The 20269-nt window shown below is 48.7% G+C and carries 17 protein-coding genes and 2 pseudogenes; 8 read left to right on the plus strand and 11 right to left on the minus strand.

Features of this window, described 5'->3' with window-relative positions; translation table 11 throughout:
• Positions 1–188 precede the first annotated feature (188 nt).
• Both DWX59_RS07730 and DWX59_RS07735 read left to right on the plus strand, forming a co-directional pair.
• On the plus strand, positions 189–719 hold the full coding sequence (locus tag DWX59_RS07730) for a chemotaxis protein CheW (protein ID WP_117557769.1): 531 nt from the start codon (positions 189–191) through the stop codon (positions 717–719).
• The gene (locus tag DWX59_RS07735; protein ID WP_117557771.1) at positions 712–2481 is read left to right on the plus strand and encodes a methyl-accepting chemotaxis protein; all 1770 of its coding nucleotides are present in this window, start codon (positions 712–714) and stop codon (positions 2479–2481) included. The genes DWX59_RS07730 and DWX59_RS07735 overlap by 8 nt, the downstream gene beginning before the upstream one ends.
• Before the next feature lie 99 nt (positions 2482–2580).
• Here the strand turns inward: DWX59_RS07735 and DWX59_RS07740 are convergent.
• Positions 2581–2870 (minus strand): annotated as a pseudogene (locus DWX59_RS07740) (IS110 family transposase); the annotation flags it as partial.
• Positions 2871–3233: 363 nt separating this feature from the next.
• On the opposite strand from DWX59_RS07740, the gene DWX59_RS29010 reads away from it, so the two are divergent.
• Entirely contained in the window at positions 3234–3443 is a 210-nt protein-coding gene (locus DWX59_RS29010; RefSeq protein WP_207660416.1) for a hypothetical protein, read from the plus strand.
• Between the two features lie 130 nt (positions 3444–3573).
• On the opposite strand, the gene DWX59_RS30345 is transcribed toward DWX59_RS29010, so the two are convergent.
• From DWX59_RS30345 to DWX59_RS07790, 9 genes and pseudogenes are all read right to left on the minus strand, one after another.
• The gene (locus DWX59_RS30345; RefSeq protein ID WP_459208980.1) at positions 3574–3663 is read right to left on the minus strand and encodes a hypothetical protein; all 90 of its coding nucleotides are present in this window, start codon (positions 3661–3663) and stop codon (positions 3574–3576) included.
• 177 nt (positions 3664–3840) lie between these two features.
• Positions 3841–4059, minus strand: coding sequence for an arsenic metallochaperone ArsD family protein (locus DWX59_RS29895; RefSeq protein WP_353626756.1), 219 nt, complete (start codon positions 4057–4059; stop codon positions 3841–3843).
• A 409-nt stretch (positions 4060–4468) separates the two neighbouring features.
• The gene (gene ltrA / locus DWX59_RS07760; protein WP_117557773.1) at positions 4469–5710 is read right to left on the minus strand and encodes a group II intron reverse transcriptase/maturase; all 1242 of its coding nucleotides are present in this window, start codon (positions 5708–5710) and stop codon (positions 4469–4471) included.
• A gap of 456 nt (positions 5711–6166) precedes the next feature.
• Positions 6167–6331: a hypothetical protein gene (locus tag DWX59_RS30260; RefSeq protein ID WP_409337929.1), complete on the minus strand. Its 165-nt coding sequence runs from the start codon at positions 6329–6331 to the stop codon at positions 6167–6169.
• Positions 6253–7475, minus strand: a pseudogene (ltrA, locus tag DWX59_RS07765) (group II intron reverse transcriptase/maturase); the annotation flags it as partial. The gene DWX59_RS30260 and the pseudogene ltrA (DWX59_RS07765), both read right to left, overlap by 79 nt.
• Positions 7476–7988: 513 nt before the next feature.
• A complete protein-coding gene (locus tag DWX59_RS07775) occupies positions 7989–9767 on the minus strand; it encodes a methyl-accepting chemotaxis protein (protein WP_117557777.1) in 1779 nt (592 codons plus the stop codon).
• Between the two features lie 269 nt (positions 9768–10036).
• Complete coding sequence (locus DWX59_RS07780) at positions 10037–11818, minus strand: methyl-accepting chemotaxis protein (protein WP_117557779.1); 1782 nt, start codon at positions 11816–11818, stop codon at positions 10037–10039.
• 170 nt (positions 11819–11988) lie between these two features.
• Positions 11989–12180 carry a YjfB family protein gene (locus DWX59_RS07785; RefSeq protein ID WP_117557782.1) on the minus strand — a complete coding sequence of 64 codons (192 nt, stop codon included), beginning with the start codon at positions 12178–12180 and terminating at the stop codon, positions 11989–11991.
• 70 nt (positions 12181–12250) lie between these two features.
• Positions 12251–13123: a hypothetical protein gene (locus DWX59_RS07790; protein ID WP_235844956.1), complete on the minus strand. Its 873-nt coding sequence runs from the start codon at positions 13121–13123 to the stop codon at positions 12251–12253.
• Between the two features lie 195 nt (positions 13124–13318).
• On the opposite strand from DWX59_RS07790, the gene DWX59_RS07795 reads away from it, so the two are divergent.
• Genes DWX59_RS07795 through DWX59_RS07815 form a run of 5 tightly spaced genes read left to right on the plus strand, consistent with a single transcriptional unit; the run spans position 13319 to position 18826 of the window.
• A complete protein-coding gene (locus tag DWX59_RS07795) occupies positions 13319–15415 on the plus strand; it encodes a chemotaxis protein CheA (protein WP_117557786.1) in 2097 nt (698 codons plus the stop codon).
• A gap of 18 nt (positions 15416–15433) precedes the next feature.
• Positions 15434–15913, plus strand: coding sequence for a chemotaxis protein CheW (locus DWX59_RS07800; RefSeq protein ID WP_024725857.1), 480 nt, complete (start codon positions 15434–15436; stop codon positions 15911–15913).
• Between the two features lie 29 nt (positions 15914–15942).
• Positions 15943–16758: a CheR family methyltransferase gene (locus tag DWX59_RS07805; RefSeq protein ID WP_117557788.1), complete on the plus strand. Its 816-nt coding sequence runs from the start codon at positions 15943–15945 to the stop codon at positions 16756–16758.
• A 39-nt stretch (positions 16759–16797) separates the two neighbouring features.
• Complete coding sequence (locus DWX59_RS07810) at positions 16798–17853, plus strand: protein-glutamate methylesterase/protein-glutamine glutaminase (protein ID WP_117557790.1); 1056 nt, start codon at positions 16798–16800, stop codon at positions 17851–17853.
• 19 nt (positions 17854–17872) lie between these two features.
• Positions 17873–18826, plus strand: coding sequence for a C39 family peptidase (locus tag DWX59_RS07815; protein WP_117557792.1), 954 nt, complete (start codon positions 17873–17875; stop codon positions 18824–18826).
• A gap of 49 nt (positions 18827–18875) precedes the next feature.
• On the opposite strand, the gene DWX59_RS07820 is transcribed toward DWX59_RS07815, so the two are convergent.
• The gene (locus DWX59_RS07820; protein WP_117557794.1) at positions 18876–20255 is read right to left on the minus strand and encodes a glycosyltransferase family 2 protein; all 1380 of its coding nucleotides are present in this window, start codon (positions 20253–20255) and stop codon (positions 18876–18878) included.
• Positions 20256–20269: the final 14 nt, after the last annotated feature.

A 20269-nucleotide genomic window follows, 5' to 3' on the forward strand; every position in this document is an offset into this window, starting at 1 on the left:
TTATAGGAAGAAACAATGAATGTTTTATGCGTTTTTTAGGAACCCACTTTATTGCTGGAATTTAAGGAGGACGGGAGAGATTAAATAAGTTTTTGCCTTAAAGGGCATTTTAATAAGAACAATGGCAGGACGAACCTTCAGGCATTATCTGCCCTTTAGAATAAATAAAAGTGAAGGAGAAATTGGATATGGGAACACAAGAGAGCACACAAACCGAATCTGTCAATCAGGCTCTTGCCGCCGTTTCGGAAATGAATGGAAAGTACCTAACTTTCTGGACGGACAGGCAGCTTTTCGGCATCCCAATCCGGGACGTGGTACAAATCGTAGGGATGCAAGAAATCACCGAGCGCCCCGATTTTCCCACTTATGTGAAAGGGATTATCAATCTGCGAGGGAGCATTATCCCGCTGATTGATGTGCGGCTTCGGTTTGGCAAGCCGGAGATGAACTATACCGAGCGCACTTGCGTCATCGTTACTTCCATATGTAAAAAAGAAATCGGCTTTATCGTAGATGCAGTAAACGAGGTGGCCGCTATCAGCGAGGAACAGATTGCCCCGCCGCCTAAAGTGTCGGACGATTGCCCGAACAACACTTATCTCACCGGCGTTGCCAAGCAGGAGGGAAAGATTGTGCTGCTAGTAGACGCGGCCAAAATACTGTCAGCCGAAATTATGGACAGCCTAAGCGAAAACGGAGGAAAAGAATATGTTTAAGAATATGAAAAAAATCAGCACGAAACTCATTGTGAGTTTTATTATTGTTACCATTATATCCAGCATTGCCGGCATCCTCGGGCTATTCATGCTCAAAAACACCGACACGAAATATAGTGATGCGCTCGTCATCAACGGCTTTGCTCAGGGGGACATCGGTCAGTTCAATACCTATTTGAATAAAGGCGCCGCGCTCACCCTTGATATTGTCCTGCAAACCGATTTGGACGATATTAAAGCCTCCCAGCAGGAGCTGGAAAACGCCACCACAATGGCAAACGACGCGTTTGCGCGGTTAAGGCCCAATTGCCAGACACCCGAGGAACTTTCGCTTATCAGCACTTTAGACGAGAATTTGACAAAATATCGTGCATCGCGCGATAGGGTTATTGCGCTCGGGCTGCAAAACAAAAATGACGAGGCTATGGAGATTTTCTACTCCGAAACGCGGCCATTCATGGTGGGGGTGGCGGCGGCTGGGGACCAGTTGATGACGCTGAACGTCAAGATGGGCAATGAGGTTTCTGAAAATCTGTCCAACAGCACCACCATCACGATGCTTGTGATTATTATCATTGTGGCCGCATCTGCCCTGATTTCCATTTTGTTTGCAATTCTGATGGCAAAGAGCATTTCCAAACCAATCATCGCGGTGCAAAAAGCTGCTGGACAATTGGAGCAGGGAGATTTGAAAATCGACGTACATACCGATATAAAAGATGAAATCGGGCAAATGGCGAATTCTTTCACAGCAGCTGCAACCAAAATCCGCATGTATATCAGCGACCTATCCCGCGTATTTTCCGAAATCGCCGCCAGAAATTTCAATGTTTCCCCTGAAGAGGACTATAAGGGGAATTTTAAGGAAATTGAGGAATCGGCTAATCAAATTATAATATCTCTTAGCGATACGTTGGGGCAAATCAATATGGCCGCGGATCAGGTTTCCGCCGGTTCTGATCAGGTTTCCGCCGGCGCGCAGGCGCTTTCCCAAGGTGCGACGGAACAGGCAAGCTCTGTGGAGGAGCTTGCGGCAACCATCAACGAAATCAGTGGTCAGGTCAAGGAAACAGCCGATAACGCTCGACAAACAAGTAGTCTTGTGGACAGCACCGGGATGAAAGTGCTGGATTGTAATCGGCAGATGCAGGAGTTAAGCGTTGCGATGGATGAGATCAGCCAAACGTCTGGTCAAATCAAGAAGATTATTAAGACGATTGAGGACATTGCGTTTCAGACAAATATTCTTGCACTCAATGCGGCAGTGGAAGCGGCCCGCGCAGGCGCGGCAGGTAAGGGCTTCGCGGTAGTGGCCGATGAGGTACGCAGTCTCGCCAGCAAGTCTGCCGAGGCTGCGAAGGATACGACGGCGCTAATCGAAAGTTCCATCCATGCGGTTGAAAACGGGACAAAACTGACAGAAGGCACAGCGGAAAGCCTGAAAATGATAGTGGAAAGCGCCAAAGTGATTGAAACCACGGTAGCGCGTATTTCTGAGGCTACAGATGAACAATCGGCTTCCCTGAATCAAGTAACCACAGGCATCGACCAGATTTCTGCCGTGGTACAGACAAATTCCGCTACCGCCGAAGAAAGCGCGGCGGCCAGCGAGGAACTTTCCGGTCAGGCAAGTATGCTAAAACAACTGGTTGGGAAATTCAAGCTAAAGGATACTGACTCCGTAGCCGCGCAACCGGTAGCACTTACCCATTTGAAAGTGGCGAAATCAATGTCTCTTCCCTTGGAAGCTGGGAAATATTAAAAAATGGATTTAAAAAGCAGCAGTGACAGCTTTCTTAGGCAAACTGTCCCTGCTGCGCTTTATGGGAAAGTGCTGCAACCAGCAGGGAGCTGGGCAGCCAGTTGGAGCGTTTTGAAGCAAAGGGGGGATGACCTGAAACAGCGTTTTACGAAGTCTTGAAGAGCCAACCTTTGAAGCCTTGTTGCTCTTAAATCTTAGCTGCCAGATTCGTCAACGCCCGGATCAGCACCTGCGAATGCAGTCAAAGCTTCCCTGTGGGTAAACCTTGATACGTCACCGATTTCGGCGATGAGCTGGGGACCGTAAGTTTTACCCACGCCATATATGCCCATAACAGTACCGTATTCCGGCAGTGTAGCGACAAGCGCATCCATTTCTTTGCGAAGCTGCAGACAGAATGTTGGAAGCTTCCATCTCCCTATTGGGCAAATACCAGTTCAAACAGCATTGTACGCAGCCTGATTGAGAACGCAGATCCTTCGGTCAAAGGTGAATTGGAGGTCTTATTAGCAGGAGGAACCATTGAAAAGCCAGTCCATGAAGAGATCACATATGACAGTGTGTACAACTCAGAGGATAACCTGTGGAATTTTCTTTTTTTAACCGGCTATTTAAAATTAATATCCCGAAGGCTGGAAGGGGAGAATCGGTATATTACAATGGGAATTCCGAACCTGGAGGTCAAATATATTTACACGAATATGATAGAAAACTAGTTTACCGAGAAGATATAATCGAGGGATTTATCTTCTATGTACCGGGCCATGCAGGATGGGAATGCACAAGTCTTCGAGAATGAACTGTCCAGGCTGCTAAAGGAGTGTATCAGCTATATGGATGCAAAGGAGGCTTTTTACCATGGCTTTTTGCTGGGGATTCTGGGCAATATGAGTGATTATATCGTAAAATCAAACTCGCCTGTCAACAGCGCGCGGACGTTTTCTATGCCAGTGACGTTGTAAGCCCGCAGCGGTACCATATGGATAGGTAATGGGCGTAGGCTGTCCGGCAGGGTAGCAAGTGCCGCTTGCTGTTTGTTATATAGGTTCCGTGACACATCATCGTCAAATCTGGAAAATACGCCGTTCACTATCAGCTCAGCCCGGAGAGTTGCCCTAAACAGGATGTGCCATGAGTGCTTTCGCTGATAAAGTTACTCCATGCGGACTTAAGCTGGAGCATACGCAGAGTATGGCCGATAGGAGCGGTATCGAAAATAATATGGTTGTATTTAGCCTGTAAAACTCATTGAACGCCGCGATTTCCACGGTACATGAGCCGGAAAGCTGTTTCTCCATATTCGCAATGATTGTCTCCGGCAGTTTACCGCGATAAGGCACAATTACGCTTTCACAATATTCAGCAGCGGCCTCTACCGGGGCAATTGGAAACTGGTTCGGTGCTGATTAACAGCACTCCTTCCCGGTGTCCGCAAGGAAACGGCAGTGGCACAGGCCACTCAAGTACGGTGGAGATTCGCAGCAGCTCCGGGTCAACACCTACGCCGCAAAGTCCAGTCGGACAGCACATAGCAGGTTCAAAGATTTTCATGGATTTCATAAAATTACCCTCTTTCATAATCCTCTGAGATTTTGTAGGCGCAAAGCTCTCCGCAGGAAAGCATGTCAACAATACGCAGCCTCTTTGAATCCGTAGGCAACGGCAAGCAGTCCTAAAAATTCAGAACACGGCGGTAACAACTGGAAATACAAACCTTGCATGTACAAAAAGGTCCGAATAATGTCAGTGTACATATTGATGCAGTTCTCATCAAACCGGGCCGCAGGGCATAACAGAGACATCTACAAACAACGGAAATATCATATGGCGGGGATTGGACATGTCAAGCATGGACAAGTACTGATATTGATCGAGTAGGAGGCGGTGATTAGCCGCCGTCCTCTCAGTCGAGTAAGTAAGAGGACTTTCACCTCAAACTTCTCACGGAACCGTACGTGAAAGTCTCCTTTCATACGGCTCTTATCATTCAACAATACGAATACAAGTTACTCCAATGGGCAAACAGTTTTGGCTCTCGCTGTCTTACAGTGCAGAGCCATTTCTCTGCTCTACCCCGTTTACCTCGAAAGTTCTTATACTTACACATAGCCCATTTCACCAGTCTTCTATCAATACATTGTAGCGTTCCTTTCATTGCGGATGGATTGAACTTACCAAAATAGTTCATCCATCCGCGAATTAAGGGATTAAGAATCTCCGCTATGATGTCTATTTTACACCCTGTCCTCTTATGAACTTCCATAGCTTTAATTTTATCCCGGAAGCTTTTAGACGAAGTCTTGCTCACCGATGCAATGAAGTTGTATCTAACTTTCCCATCTTTGCACATAATATATACTGCTTTGAATGTGTAACCAAGAAAATCAAACTCTGTAAGTTCTTCATTCCTTGTCCTGTCCTTATCCTTGCAATACACTACTCTTGTTTTAACAGGATGTAGTTCGAGCTTGCATTCCGCAAATCTGGCTGCCAACTTCTTTTTGATGACAAAGGCTTCTTCTTTTGTACGACAATGTATTACACCATCATCCGCATATCTTTCAAACGGTGCTTGTGGAAAATTTCTTTTCATCCACATATCGAAAACATAGTGTAAATACATGTTTGCTAAGACTGGACTTATCACTCCACCTTGTGGTGTTCCAGACAGTCTTTCAATTACTTGTCCCTCTCTGGTTATAAATGGAGTTTCTAACCATCTTTTTATATACAGACAAATCCATTCTTCTTTTACATGCTTTAACACAACCCTCATTAGAAGTTCATGGTTGATGTTGTCAAACAATCCTTTAACATCTAATTCAATGACATAATCATATCTCCAACACCGTTTCCTTGCTGTTGCTATTGCATCGATTGCCGACTTGTTTGGTCTATAGCCGTACGAGTCATCACAGAACATCGGCTCTACCACAGGTTCTACATACATTCTTGCAACCATTTGTGCAATTCTGTCCGTAATGGTTGGTATACCTAACCTCCTTGTTCCACCAGCTTTCTTTGGTATCTCTACCGATAATACTGGTGATGGAAAGTAACTTCCTGAACTCATTCGATTCCATATCTTATATAGGTTATTGTTTAGTTTCTTTTCAAACCGTTCAAAATCTATACCGTCAATTCCTGCACTGCCTTTGTTTGCTTTTACTCTTTTATATGCCTCAATAACCACTTTCTTCGGTATTTCGTATTGTTTGCTCTCGCTCATCAAATCCTCCTAGTTTCCTAGTTGTTATCAGTATCAAGCAGAATGATGTTACCCCTTTGCTCCATCGTCATTACAACAACTTCAACACTACTACGAGTAACTCCGCCCCTGTAGAATACATTTCTACTTTCGACCTCATCTTTCTGTGACTTGAATCTTTTCGATTTTCATTATTCTACAGGTTCCCATGTTTCACACAGAAGCCTGATACATGCTCATGCCATCTTAATGCCGTTCCACAGATAGTCGGCTTTACAGGTTTCCTCCATCCTCATCCTTACTCAGTGGTGAAAAGTAAGTTTTGCAGAAATCTTACGCTTTCGACACTTCTTCAATGGTTCATTTTCATTCATCTTCATGTATCATATCTGATTGTTTGTACAACCTTTTCTCTAATCGCTCACTACCATGACCTGAATCATAGCAGCATTAGAGTGATTTGACAGGCTTACCTGTTCAATTCCTGCCGAAGGGCCTACCTTCATCTTCCGTGTGCCTTGCATGGCACACCACCACCGTGCGTACCGTTCGGTACACGGCGGTTTCAGCAGGTTCTTCACCTTCGTTTTCGGCTTCTTCCATTGTTTCCATATACACATTCGGATTCTGTGATATAGCCATTTATTGGGTTCCTCTATTCGCTTCTTCATCTCTGCAATTCCATAATAATTCAGCCAGCCCCGCATGTACTCCTTTATCTTCTCTAACGAAGGACGTATGCTCTGAACAGACCTTCGGGAACTAAGGTCTTTCAGTTTTGTCTTCATTTTCTCCCATGACTTTCCATGTACCCGGATATGGATGCCCTTTCCGTTCTTTCCCAATGTAAAGCCTAGGAACTTAAAATTTCGGATTGCAAATACACTTACTACACACTTTTCTTCTGGTTCACTTGCAGTTTCAGTGTCCCTTCCAGATACTTCGTGCTTGTCTCCAGCAGTCTCTTTGCGGCTCTGGCACTTTTGGCTAACATTACTATATCATCCGCATATCGTACAAAAGCCACTCCTCGTTTCTCATACTCCTGGTCGAACTCATTCAGATAGACATTTTCCAGCAATGGTGAAATATTTCCTCCCTGCGGCGAACCATCCTCTGTCTCCATGACTACACCGTTTTCCATGACTCCACTTTTTAGGTATCTCTTTATCCATTGGTTGCCCATTTCATCCTTTACTTCCCTGTGCAGGATATTCAAAAGCATTTCATGGTTCAGTGTATCAAAGTATTTGGACAGGTCCAATGCTACTGCATGGGTGTATCCCTGTCCTGCATACTCTTTTACCTTTAGGATGGCATCCTTTGCACTTCTTCCTGGACGGTAGCCATAGCTATTTTCCTAGAATAGCGGCTCATAGATTGGCATGAGCTGCTGCCCTATGGCTTGCTGGAACATACGGTCTTTCACGGTTGGGATGCCAAGCTTTCGCACTCCGCCCTCCGGCTTGGGAATCCCTACCCGTCTTACTGGATCCGGGGTGTATTTTCCCCTTCTAATCCGCTCTATAAGCTCCTTTTGATTTTTCCTGAGGTAATCGCCTGCTTCCTCTACGGTCATTCCGTCGATTCCCGGCGCTCCCTTGTTTGCCTTTACCCTCTTAAAAGCTCTGTTCAGGTTGTCTTTATGCAGTATCTTCTCCAAGAGTTCCGGCTGTGCACTGTCTCTTTCCTTCCATATCCGGCGGAAAGAACGGTGCGCTCCCACATACCCTTCACGTTCCGCGCTATCTATCTGCGGGCAGCTGTCTCTGTTTTCTGTCCCCAATGCTCTTTCCTCCTTTCCCGGTTGTACTTAAGACTCCTATTGATTCGGCCCTTCATCTTTCGACTACTATGACCTCGGCTAACTTCTGTGTGTTCAGCACTACCTCACGATAATGGTTATCCCTTTCAGGACATTTCGCACAGACCTCCCCGGGTACCACACGTTTCTTTCCCTCCATCCATCTGCCACATCTACCATGCATGATTCCGTGTAGTTATTGGGCTTCGGCTTGACTGGCAGCCTTACCCTCATGCATAGCCTCTTATGTGATTTCTGTTCGTCAGACCAGAGGTTTGCCCGTTGGTTCGTATGTTCCCAACATCCAGCTTCCTTCAGATTCCACCTCACGATGGACACCCTTGCCTTCGGCTATATCCTTCCCACTACCGGACGGATTCCGGATTCGCACCGGTTAGAAACGTGCGCCGCCGGGCGCACCAGCAAAGAACCCCCACGCTGATTCCTTACACCGAATCCGCATAGGGGGTCTTATAACGTTCCTATTTTCATACTTTAATACTTATCGACGCCTGCAGATACAGGAGAGGATGGCCTGCTGACAGATTCATGCGCCTGAGCCTGTGTCCCGAAGCTGCTTCCTCCGGAAGACTTAAGACGGAACTGACTGACCAGATTCTTAAGGATTTGGGCCTGGCCTGATAATTCCTCACTGGCGGCAGCGCTTTCCTCTGCCGTTGCGGAATTGGTCTGAATCACGCTGGATATCTGGTCAATCCCCTGGGTTACCTGGGAGATGGATCTGGCCTGTGCCTCCGATGCGTTTGATATCTCATTGATGGTTCCCGTCACATCCTGCACACCGGTCACCACCTCATTTAAGGACATGGCCGTGTCGTCCGCAATCTTTGTTCCATTCTCCACTGCCTTAAGGGAACTTTCAATCAGGGCAGCCGTATTCTTGGATGCTTCCGCGCTTTTGCTGGCCAGGTTCCTGACCTCATCCGCCACAACCGCGAATCCCTTTCCGGCCTCGCCTGCCCTGGCGGCCTCCACAGCCGCGTTCAGTGCCAGGATATTGGTCTGGAATGCAATGTCCTCAATGGTTTTGATGATTTTTCCAATCTCGCTGGAACGGTCGCTGATTTCCCCCATGGCAGCCAGCATATCCTGCATCCTGCGGTTGCTCTCTGCTGCCTCGCTTCCCACTTCATTGACCCGGCTGCTGGCATTCTGCGCATTATCCGCATTCTGCTTTACCTGGGAAGATATCTCGTTGACAGTGGCTGCCAGCTCTTCAATGGAGGAAGCCTGTTCCGTGGCTCCCTGGGACAAGGCTTGGGCTCCGTCGGATACCTGCTCGCTGCCGCTTGCCACCTGGTCGGAAGACTGGCTGATCTGGGACATGGTATTGTTAAGGGAATCCGATATATTGGTTAAGGCTGTTTTTACCTTGGCAAATTCACCTGCGTAATCATAGGTCAGCTGGAACACCAGATTGCCCTCCGCCACCTGGTCCAGGACCTTGGAAATCTCATCAATATAATTCACATAATCCCGCAGCCTGCTCACCGTTGAATTAAAGTTGACCGCAAGGGTTCCCAGTTCATCCCTGGACCTGTAATGGATTTCCTCGTCCAGGTTCCCGGCCGCTATATTCTTTGCCACCTGGTCTATCTCCTTAACCGGGGAGGTGATGCTCCTGACCACATAAACGGAACACAGAAGTCCTGCCGCAACAAGCAGTATAATGACTGCTGTCATGATGAGCCGTGCCCCGGAATATAACGCGTCTCCATCCATACTGGCCTGGGTCCCGCCCTCCGTGTTAAAGTTCACCACCTTAAGCAGGGTGGCCGACGCCTGGTCAAAGAGGGTCTTGGCCTCTCCATTTACCATTCTCATGGCTTCCTGGGTCTGGTTCTCACGGCTAAGTGTAATCATCCTGTCATGGATGGAAAGATATTCCAGCCAGGCAGTCCTGGTATCCTCCATCATGCCCCTGTCTGTGTCATTTGTCGCCAGATTGGACGTATAATTATTAAATACCGCATCAATTTCCCCCTTAATGCGCTCCATCTCCGTTTCATAGGACGCCATGCTTTCCTGGTCCTGGGCCACGATATGGGCAAATTCATTAATACGGTAATCCGATGTCAAGGTGTTTAACTCTTCCGCTGCTATGATGGACGGCATCCAGTTCTCTGCCAGTATGGTACTGCTGCTGTTAATCTTAGACATAAAGCTGAGGGAAGCAATCCCCAACCCTATCAGCCCCACCATCAGCATCCCCACAAGAATAAATAATTTTGAACGAATCTTTAAATTCTTCATTTGTTGTAACCTCCTTTACATCATATATCGGCATTATTTGGGCCCGCATAAGAAAATCTTAACAGAATCTTTACGCCTGTATGGAAAAAAAGCTGTAAAACCAACTTGTTGATGCTGGTTTTACAGCTTTTTATATACCAGTTCCATTTACCGGCGGTCATTCATATATGTAAATACCGCGATAACCACCGCCCCAATAAGAAAATATTTTACAAATAATATGTTCATCCTGACCTTCCCATTGTCACCGGTTAAAAGGCAGCACCCTTTTAGTATTTTTCCCCGCTTTCATATCCCATACCGGACATATCCTGACTGGCGTGTACTGGTGCGGGTGCTGGCCGGGATGCACGCGCTCCCGTGCCATCTGTTTTTAACCGGAACTGCCCAACCAGGTTCTTAAGGATCTGGGCCTGGCCGGAAAGCTCCTCACTGGCAGCAGCACTCTCCTCAGCCGTGGCTGAATTCGTCTGGACCACGCTGGATATCTGGTCAATGCCCTGAGTAACCTGACCAATGGACGCGGCCTGGTCATCGCTGGCGCTGGAAATATTATCGATGGTCACGGTTACGCTCTGGACCCCGTCCACCACCTGGTTCAGGGCCTCCGCTGTCTCATTGGCGATTCTGGTGCCCCGGTCCACTGCATGAAGGGAGCCTTCAATCAATGCAGATGTATTCTTAGAAGCGTCCGCAGACTTGCCGGCAAGGTTGCGCACCTCATCAGCAACCACGGCAAAACCTTTTCCTGCCGCCCCTGCCCTGGCAGCTTCCACTGCTGCGTTTAACGCCAATATATTGGTCTGGAATGCAATATCCTCAATGGTTTTGATGATTTTCCCGATTTCACCCGAACTGCTGCTGATATCTGTCATGGCAGAAAGCATCTCCTGCATGCGCCGGCTGCTTTCCCCTGCCTGGTCCTTGACCTGGGCCGCTTTACGGCTGGCCTCCCTGGCATTTTCCGCATTGGCCTTTACATTACCGGATATTTCATTAATGGTGGCTGCCAGCTCCTCCACAGAAGAAGCCTGTTCCGTGGCTCCCTGTGACAGGGCCTGGGCGCCGGATGAGACCTGGTCGGAACCGGCTGACACCTGGTCCGCGGACTGGTTAATCTGCATGAGTGTGCTGTTGAGATTATCTCTCAGCTTCACAATGGAGGTAAGTATGGAGGTAAAATCACCCACATATTTATCCGCAATACGGGTCTGGACGTCAAAATTCCCATTTCCCATCTCTGCAAACAGGTAATCCTCATCATGGATAATGGCTTTCAGGGAATCCACCATGCCCCGGACACTGTCTGAAAGCTGTCCAAGTTCATCCCTGGATTCATATTGAAGCTGGACCTCCAGGTTTCCTGCTTCTATCTCCTCCATACCCTTTTGTATTTCCCTAATCGGCGGCACGATGGCACGAATCAGCATAAGGGCCAGGATTACCGCAATCACAATGGCTGCCACGGATAAGAGGATAGCCACAATCAAAAGCATGTTCCGGACACGGATGGAGGTTTCATAATCCTTTTGTCCCAGGACATCCACGGAATCCGCGAAACTCCTGATGTCTTCAATTGCGTCATTCACCTTTGGGTTATATTCGCCTGTTAAAAGCTGCTGGGCCGATGCATTGGACGCTGCCGTGTTCTCCAGGGCCAGGGATGATATCTTGTTCCGTAAATCCTGGACCGCGTTCATCTTGGACTCAAACTGGTTAAGAAGGCTTAAATCCCCGTCATAATTGTTCCGGAACCATTCCAGCTCTGTTTTTACCGTGTTCATGGCCTCTTCTGTTTCCGCCACATAAGCATTGGTATTAGTTGAATTGGAATCCACCGTGGCCAGGGATACGTTCTTAATGGCTGTCTGAAGCTGAATCCGGATGTTGGAGGAACGCACAATGGCTTCATGGCTGTTTTCATAAAAGCTTTCATAACTGTTTCCCACATTATTCATTCCCAGAATAGTGGCAATCACGGCAATACAGAAGCATGCGATGATAATTGCGAATACAGCTGTCAGCTTTTTAGCAATTTTAAAATCTTTCATATTTATTCGTGTCCTTTCCTTTTTCTTCCCTATATCTTAATATATCGACACCCTTTTTATTTCCCTAACTTCTTTATTCCGGAAATATGTTAAAATCTTGTTAAGATTTCCGCCTGCCCAGATGCCATGGGACTGCTAAACATACACATCCAGCAGATGCCTTGGAACTGCTAAGCATATACATCCAGCAGATGCGTGTTTCCCGCAGCTGGTACTGCTGATTCCATCATCTGCTGCAGCGCCTGCCCCTGTTCCCGGGCCGTATCCAGGGTCTTGCCCAGCATTGCCACATTCATATCTGTCATGAGACGCGCGCCTTTAATGTCAATACTGGCTGACGCGATTCCTGTCAATAAATCCATACTCCTATATCCCCTTTCTGATTCTTTAAAATTCTGCTCATCTATAAAACTGTTTACTTAATTACCCCTATTATCTCTTTTTCTTCCATGCATCCGCCAGCGCCCCGTACCCATCCGGCCCATCCAATGCATAAATCTTCTTTATCATCTCCCTTCCGTTATCCAGGCGGCTCATGGCATTCACATATAATTCATTGATTTTCCCGGACGGGACCAGGATGATATCGGAATATAGTGCCTGCGGTGTATAGCAGTATTCCTTATCTGCCAGTCCTTCCTCTTCATAAAAGGGCATGTAAAACACCATCCCCGCGTTCTCCCTGATTTCCATGAAATCATAATCAGGCTGGATTCCCGCCTGTCCCGGCTGCGCATAAGGGCCGTCTATAAATACCATATCCGGCTTCCTTTCCCGGATGTCATACTGTCCGAACCCAAAGGGCTTTACCGACCCTGGCATGAGTCCTGATTCATCATGTGTCACGGTTCCTTCCCCTGATGCATTTTCTTCCTTATAAGATGCGGTAAGCACATAGCAGTCTGCTTTATCCTTCATGAGATGGTAGAAACGTTCCATCTGCTTCCAGATCCGGCTCCTGCACACAAGGAATGCGATTTCCAGCCGCGCTTCAAACTCAGTCTCCAGGCTGGAACCAATCTCCCCCCGCTTGCCTGCCAGCTGCCTGCCCTTGCTGAAACGTTCCTTTAAGTCCTCCTCCACCATGTACTGCCAGAGCAGTTCACAGTAATCTTCCAGAAGTCCCACTGTCTGTGTGCCGTCCCCTTCCACCTGTTCTATGGCTGTTCCGATTGCCATGGCCGATGCCTGCATATCCTCAAGCAGCCGGGCCATCTCCTCTGTATCCCGCTTCTTTGTCCTGGAGTCCAGGATTGCTTCCGCCCTTCCCAGGGTAGCCAGCATTTCCCTTATCTGCTGTTTCATGTATTCCCGCATGGTTTATTTCCGCCTTTCTCATAATTCCATAATATGTATATCGGCATTTTACGACATAATATAACAAAATTTTAATATATTCCAAGCTGCCCTCAGTTTTCCCTTATGCTTTTATTTTTTGTGCCGATAAAATAATTATGGTTTTATTATGATTAAAATTTTAAAGAAGGCGGTGTAAGCACAATGGATAATGGTATGGAAAGTATGCTTGATACGTATCTGTATGAAACCAATTCCCTTTTAGACCAGTTAGACGAGATGCTTGTTGCAGACGAAAAAAGCGGGGAGTTTTCATCGGATGATGTAAATGAAATTTTCCGGATTATGCATACCATCAAAGGGTCATCTGCCATGATGGAATTCGGTTCCCTTTCTATAATTGCACATCATATCGAGGATTTATTCTTCTATATCCGTGACAAAGGGATAGAATCCCTGAACCAGGAACATAAAAAGGATCTGTTTAACCTTATGTTCCGGTCAGAGGACTTTTTGAGAAGTGAAGTGGAAAAGGTGGAGCAGGGCGCTCCCCTGTCAGATAACCTTGATTCCTTTGCCCTGGAAATTAATGGCTTTTTAAAGAAAATCAGCAATCCTGAAAACAGTACGCCAATCCCTGGCAGCCCTAAAAACGGGACGGATAAGGCAGATAACAGCTCCCTTCCCCCGGACCCTGAGGCAGTGTGCTGTCTTCACATCTTCCTGGAAGAGGGGGTTGGCATGGAAAACCTCCGCGCCTATATGATTGCCAATTCCTTAAAGGAATGTGAACTGGATTTTAACTATTATCCCACAGATATGGAAAGCAACCCTGATACCTGCCAGACCATTGTTGAGAACGGTTTCTTCCTGACCTTCAGCAACAGGGAGACTGCTGCCCAGGCCGAGGATATCATCAAGTCACAGAACCATATCCGGTCCTATGAACAGTTGGATATGTCCGTTTCCCCTGATACGGAAGCAAAACAGGAGGCCGCGGACCAGGGACAGGATAACAAAAAGGCTGCGTCCCCGTCCACTCAGGCCCAGGCCCAGGGTTCCTTTACTCAGGGCAGCTCACCGCAGCCAAACTACGCGCCTGTGAAGCAGAACCTAATCAGTGTGAACCTGATGAAGCTGGACAGCCTGATGGATATTGTGGGGGAGATTGTCATAACCGAGTCCATGGTCACCTCCTCCCCTGAACTGAAGCTCCTTCCCAGGGACAGCTTTGACAACTTCATGAAGTCCGGCCGGCAGCTGCGCAAGCTTACGGACGATCTGCAGGATATTGCCATGTCCCTGCGCATGGTCCCCATATCAGGCGTGTTCCAGAAAATGAACCGGATTGTCCGGGACATGAACCAGAAGCTGGGCAAGGATGTGCGCCTTAAAATCATCGGCGAGGACACGGAAGTGGATAAAACCATTGTGGACAGTATCCAGGACCCCATCATGCATATTGTACGCAACAGCATGGACCACGGCATAGAAGAAACAAAAGAAGAACGTATTGCCGCGGGCAAGGACCCCCAGGGTGAAATCATCCTGTCCGCTTCCCATACCAGCAGCGAGGTGGTCATCTCCGTGTCAGACGACGGATACGGCATGGACCCCCACAAGCTCCTGGCCAAGGCCAAGGAAAAGGGACTGCTGACCAAACCGGAAAGCGAATATACCAGGAAGGAAGCCTTAAGCCTTATCATGGTTCCCGGCTTTTCCACCAACCAGGCCGTGACGGAATACTCGGGCCGCGGCGTGGGCATGGACGTGGTCAAGAAAAATGTGGAATCCGTGGGCGGCACTGTCTCTATCTCCAGCGAGGACGGGGCAGGCACCACAATGACCATGAAGATTCCTCTCACCCTTGCCATTGTGGACGGGATGAAGGTAACGGTAGGGAATTCCATTTTCACCATTCCCATATCCAATATCCGCCAGTCCTTCAAGGTCAGGGACAATCAGATCATCCTTGACGAATACGGCAATGAGATGGTGGAACGCATGGGCAGCTTTTACCCCATTATCCGGCTCCATAACTTCTACCGGCTGGATACCCAGGTCACTTCCGCGGAAGACGGCATCCTTCTCTGGGTGGAGGCCAGCGACCGCTCCTACTGCCTGTTCGTAGATGACCTGATCGGCGAACAGCAGGTGGTCGTCAAACCTCTCCCAACCTACTTAAACAGCTTTGAACTTAAAAATTACGGCATAACCGGATGCACCATCCTGGGTGACGGAAATATCAGCATTATACTTGATATACTCAGCCTGCATGCTGCTGCCATTGAAAATATATAACACGCGGAGGGATGAATTATGTCAGAACAAATCGAAATCCAGAATGGACAGGAACCGGAAAACGAGGATATGAACAATTCAGTGGAGCGCTGCCTTACCTTTGAGTCAGGAGGGCTTGTCCTGTTCCTCAGCACAAAATACGTAATTGAAATCATAAACGCCTATGCTATCACCCCCCTTCCATTGGTCCCATCCTTTATCAAGGGAATCATAAACCTCAGGGGACAGATTCTTCCGGTGGTGGACATCCGCCTGTGCATGGGCAAGCCGGAGGTGGAATACACCAATAAGACATGTATTGTTGTCCTCAACGTTGATTCCATATCCCTGGGTATTGTAGTGGATTCGGTCCGCCAGGTCATGGACATCAATTTCCAGGACGTACGGCCCATTCCTGTTAAGCGTCAGCAGAAATTACTGGACGGCATGGTAAACATAGAAGACGGCGGTGTGCTGATGTCCTTTGACTGCCACGCCCTTGCCAACTACCAGTATTAACTGCCAAGATATCCCACAGGAGTCCCAATATGCTAACTTTAACGGATGAAGATTTTCACAGGCTTTACACTTATATCAAAAAAAATTACGGCATTGACCTTGGAAAAAAGAGGCAGCTCATTGTGAGCCGCCTCTCAAACATGCTTACGGCCAATGGCTATACCAGCTTCAAACCTTATGTGGACGAGATTATTTCCGGACAGAACCGGGATATGGTGACCAGCATGCTTAATAAGCTGACCACCAATTATACATACTTCATGCGGGAAGAGGCTCATTTTAATTATCTGAGGGATACGGTCCTTCCCAACCTGGCCAGGGCCCATGAGCGGGACCGGATCCTCTCCATCTGGAGCGCGGGCTGCTCCTCGGGCGAGGAACCTTACACGATTTCCATGTATCTCAAGGAATTTTTCGGTTCCCAGGCCTCATGCTGGGATACCCGCGTACTGGCCACCGACATATCCCAGCAGATACTGAACACGGCCCAGAATCCCACCTACCAGGAGGAAAGCCTGGGCCGTGTGCCGGAATCCTGGAAACAGAAGTATTTTGTGAAATCCGGCGAAGGCTCCTACTGCATTGCACCTGCCATCAAACAGAACGTCATATTCAGGACCTTTAACCTGATGGACCCCATCCGTTTCAGGAGGCCCTTTGACCTGATTTTCTGCCGGAATGTGATGATATATTTTGACCAGCCCACAAAGGTGGATTTGGTACGGCGTTTTTATAACGCAACCGTATCGGGCGGTTATCTTTTTATAGGCCACTCAGAGAGCCTTAACAAGACAGAATGCCCATACCATTACCTGATGCCTGCCATTTACCGTAAGGTGCGGTAACGGTTATTTATACTGAACTACCAGAAAGAAGGATATGATATGGAACGTAAAATCCGGCTGATGATTATTGACGATTCAGCAGTATACAGAAATTGGCTGATAACCCAGCTCTCAAAGGATGAACATCTTGAAATCATAGGATATGCAATAGATGCCTTTGATGCAAGGAAGAAAATACCCCCCCTTAAGCCTGACGTCCTGACCTTGGATATTGAAATGCCGGGGATGTCAGGTCTTGATTTTTTAAAGGAGCTGCTGCCCAGGCATCCTCTTCCGGTCATATTGGTATCCTCCCTCAACATCAAAGTGTTTGACGCCCTGGCTGCCGGGGCGGTGGACTTTGTGAGGAAACCGGATATGAACAGCCATATGAGCAAGGATGCATTCCTATCCATGCTTATTTCCAAGCTGATTGTGGCTTCCCAGTCCAAAATCCGCGTCCCCGCATCCCAGGCAGTGCCGGTCACCTCCAGCCGCCGTATATCCGGTAAGGTGATATCACAGTTTAAACCGGAATCAGATAACGGGACCGTCATAGCCATAGGCGCGTCAACGGGAGGCACCGAGGCAATACTTGAGATTTTAAAGCAGTTTCCTGTCAATATGCCAGGCATTGTCATAACCCAGCACATGCCTGCCGGCTTCACAGCCATGTACGCGGAGCGGCTGAACCGGCTGTGTAAACTGGAGGTCCGGGAGGCCAAGGGCGGGGACCGGCTCCGCCCCGGCCTTGCCCTTCTGGCTCCAGGGGGCCAGCAGATGCGCCTGGTACGTATGGGGGCTGGTTATGCGGTCCAGTGCAGTCCCGGCGAAAAAGTCAACGGCCACTGTCCTTCCGTGGACGTGCTGTTTGATTCCGTGGCCCACACGGTCAGGGACAAGGCCATCGGCATCCTTCTGACCGGCATGGGGGCCGATGGAGCGGCCGGGCTTCTGCGCATGCGCAAAAACGGGGCCTATACCATCGGCCAGGACCGGGAGACCTGTGTTGTATACGGAATGCCCATGGAGGCCTATAAAATCGGGGCGGTCTGTGTCCAGTCCCCCCTGCAGTCCATCCCGCAGGCAGTTGTGAACCGGCTCTCCAAGTCCTGAGACGGACCGGAAAAAAGATATGAGAAAAAAGAAAGATGTAAAAAAAAGAAAGCAGCCCCCTTCTTATCCGGCTTTAATCAGAGGGGGGATTCTGATATCCGCCCTGATTATGACGTCCAGCCTTTCCTTTTACATGGGCCCCTCTGTCCTGGAAAAGGCAGACCGTTTATACCGCAGAATATCCGGCCAGACATCTGAGCCTGTTCCTGATAACCTTATCTCCGACACCGCCGGTCCCATCCGGGAAGCCGGAGCCGGCGGACCGGGGCCGGAACCGGGACAGGAACCGGAACAAGGCCAGACAGGGCCGGACTCCCCGTCCGTTCCCTACCTGGAGGTGTCCCGGGAACTTGGACGCCTGGATGACCTGACCCTTGATAAGGAGCCGGAACAGGAAGGCGCCTCCTACGCCGTCATGCTCAACACTGCCATGGGGCCCATGCTTTATTACAATCAGGCTGACCAAAGATGGGGCGATTATCTGTACGGAGGACAGGACCCAATGAAGAAATACGGATGCGGCCCCACTGCCGTTGCCATGATAATCAACAGCTTTTCAACCACACCCGCCACCCCTGTGTCGGCCGCGGACTGGGCTGCAGACAATGGCTGTTACGCTCCTCAGGGAGGTTCCTACCATAACCTGATACAGGATTCCTTATCAGCCCATGGGATTCATGTGGAGAGCGTGAAACAAAGGACGGCCGGAAATGCGGCCGGACTGCTGGACAGCGGACATATCCTGATTGCCCTTATGGGAAAGGGCGCCCTCACGGATAACGGGCATTTTATCCTGATTACAGAGTACCTGGACAATGGGAATGTCCATATTGCAGACCCCAACAGCTATGAGAACAGCACAAAAGAATGGGAACTGGGCCAGCTTATGGCGGAGCTGAAACAGAGCCATGACAATGGGGCGCCGCTGTGGGCAGTTGGGCGGGGGAAGGAAGGGGCAGAGGATAATGGATGATTTCATGTGTTTTGGCAATGATATTGAAAACAGAGAGGCCGGTTCCCTTCTAGGGCTGCCGGCCTCTCTGTTCCATGGATTGGTCAAAGCACTGCAGTTCCTCCCGGGAACATGTGCCCCTGACCACCTTCACCAGGTTTCCGTAATCCGCCTTCATGGCGGCCCGCAGTATGAATACCCGGTCCTTTAACAGGTTCATGTCATAGAGGGTTCCAAGGAACATGGCCACGTCCGCGGCATCGGCGGCCTTAGCGGCCTTGGTGACCACAGCGTCCTTGGCTGCATTCCTTTCTTCATCCCATTTAAAGGCGCAAAGCATCATCACCAGGGTGGACATAAGGTAACGGTCTGCCTTCAATAGGGCGGTACAGCATTTCACGCATTGATCCAGGTCCCCATTCTGATAATGACACATGGCAAGAAGTTCCCAGGTTCCCTGTAGGTTGCCGGTGAGAAGTTCCCCCCGGTTAACGCTTCCATGCTCATCAAGAATCTGCAGCGCCCTGGCCAGGTGGTATGCGCCTTTTTTGAAATCCTGCTTTGCCACATAGAATTTACCTGCCACATAATCATAATCACATTCTTTCGGAATCAGCTGGACTGCCTTGTCATAAATTTCCATCATGGCCTGCTCATCATTCTTTTTATATAATATTGTCATGAGTTTCCAGAAGGTAACCGCGCTTCTTACATCGTACTCATCGATATGCGCCGGCATCCGGTCAATGGATTTCCTGTACCATTCCTCCGCCCTCTCGTTATTATCCCTGATTGAATAATAGGCATCTCCCAAATACCCCATCATATCAAAATCGTCCGGGTGTTCTTCTAACTCCATAAGAATCAGCCTGGCATTGCGCTCCCCTTTCTGCTTATCCTCACTGGAATTAAGATCATACCCGCTGTGGAAGATGGCTAACTCATTGCTGGCATCCACCGTGCAGTCAACAATACTGCCTCCGTTCAGTGCCAGTTCCTCATGAATCCTTTTTTTATACCACAGACCCTCCATCCGTTTAAAGATACGGGTCTGTACGCCGCCTGCAAAGATTTTCTCGTCCCGGTTCACATGCATCCAGGATGTAAGCATGACATAATACCGTGTCCTTGCCAGTTTGTTTAACAACGGCATCAGCTTTTCAGCTTCTTCCGGAGGAAAATACTCATCTGCGTCCAAAAAGGCTATCCATTCCCCGGACGCCTTGCTGATTGCATAATTCTTAGCAGCCGCAAAGTCATCAATCCACTCAAAATCATACACCTTTGCCCCCATGGCCCGGGCAAGCTCAACGGTCCGGTCCGTGCTTCCCGTGTCCACCACAATCTGCTCATACACAATGTCCTTTCCCCAGGACAGTGCCCGCTCAATGTTTTTTTCCTCATTCTTGACAATCATGCATTGTGAAAGCCGCACATCTTCGCATCTCATCTTACGTTCCTCCC

It is taken from the genome of Enterocloster aldenensis (genome assembly GCF_003434055.1).
Classification (GTDB): domain Bacteria; phylum Bacillota; class Clostridia; order Lachnospirales; family Lachnospiraceae; genus Enterocloster; species Enterocloster aldenensis.

Excerpts from the sequence above, each read along its gene's own strand:
- DWX59_RS30260 (WP_409337929.1), bottom strand. The coding sequence starts at position 6,331 with ATGGCTATATCACAGAATCCGAATGTGTATATGGAAACAATGGAAGAA.
- DWX59_RS07730 (WP_117557769.1), top strand. The coding sequence starts at position 189 with ATGGGAACACAAGAGAGCACACAAACCGAATCTGTCAATCAGGCTCTT.
- DWX59_RS07785 (WP_117557782.1), bottom strand. The coding sequence starts at position 12,180 with ATGGATTTATTGACAGGAATCGCGTCAGCCAGTATTGACATTAAAGGC.
- DWX59_RS07810 (WP_117557790.1), top strand. The coding sequence starts at position 16,798 with ATGGAACGTAAAATCCGGCTGATGATTATTGACGATTCAGCAGTATAC.
- DWX59_RS07795 (WP_117557786.1), top strand. The coding sequence starts at position 13,319 with ATGGATAATGGTATGGAAAGTATGCTTGATACGTATCTGTATGAAACC.
- DWX59_RS07775 (WP_117557777.1), bottom strand. The coding sequence starts at position 9,767 with ATGAAGAATTTAAAGATTCGTTCAAAATTATTTATTCTTGTGGGGATG.
- DWX59_RS30345 (WP_459208980.1), bottom strand. The coding sequence starts at position 3,663 with ATGCTCCAGCTTAAGTCCGCATGGAGTAACTTTATCAGCGAAAGCACT.
- DWX59_RS07800 (WP_024725857.1), top strand. The coding sequence starts at position 15,434 with ATGTCAGAACAAATCGAAATCCAGAATGGACAGGAACCGGAAAACGAG.
- DWX59_RS07815 (WP_117557792.1), top strand. The coding sequence starts at position 17,873 with ATGAGAAAAAAGAAAGATGTAAAAAAAAGAAAGCAGCCCCCTTCTTAT.
- DWX59_RS07805 (WP_117557788.1), top strand. The coding sequence starts at position 15,943 with ATGCTAACTTTAACGGATGAAGATTTTCACAGGCTTTACACTTATATC.
- DWX59_RS29895 (WP_353626756.1), bottom strand. The coding sequence starts at position 4,059 with ATGAAAGAGGGTAATTTTATGAAATCCATGAAAATCTTTGAACCTGCT.
- ltrA (WP_117557773.1), bottom strand. The coding sequence starts at position 5,710 with ATGAGCGAGAGCAAACAATACGAAATACCGAAGAAAGTGGTTATTGAG.
- DWX59_RS07820 (WP_117557794.1), bottom strand. The coding sequence starts at position 20,255 with ATGAGATGCGAAGATGTGCGGCTTTCACAATGCATGATTGTCAAGAAT.
- DWX59_RS07735 (WP_117557771.1), top strand. The coding sequence starts at position 712 with ATGTTTAAGAATATGAAAAAAATCAGCACGAAACTCATTGTGAGTTTT.
- DWX59_RS07780 (WP_117557779.1), bottom strand. The coding sequence starts at position 11,818 with ATGAAAGATTTTAAAATTGCTAAAAAGCTGACAGCTGTATTCGCAATT.
- DWX59_RS07790 (WP_235844956.1), bottom strand. The coding sequence starts at position 13,123 with ATGAAACAGCAGATAAGGGAAATGCTGGCTACCCTGGGAAGGGCGGAA.
- DWX59_RS29010 (WP_207660416.1), top strand. The coding sequence starts at position 3,234 with ATGTACCGGGCCATGCAGGATGGGAATGCACAAGTCTTCGAGAATGAA.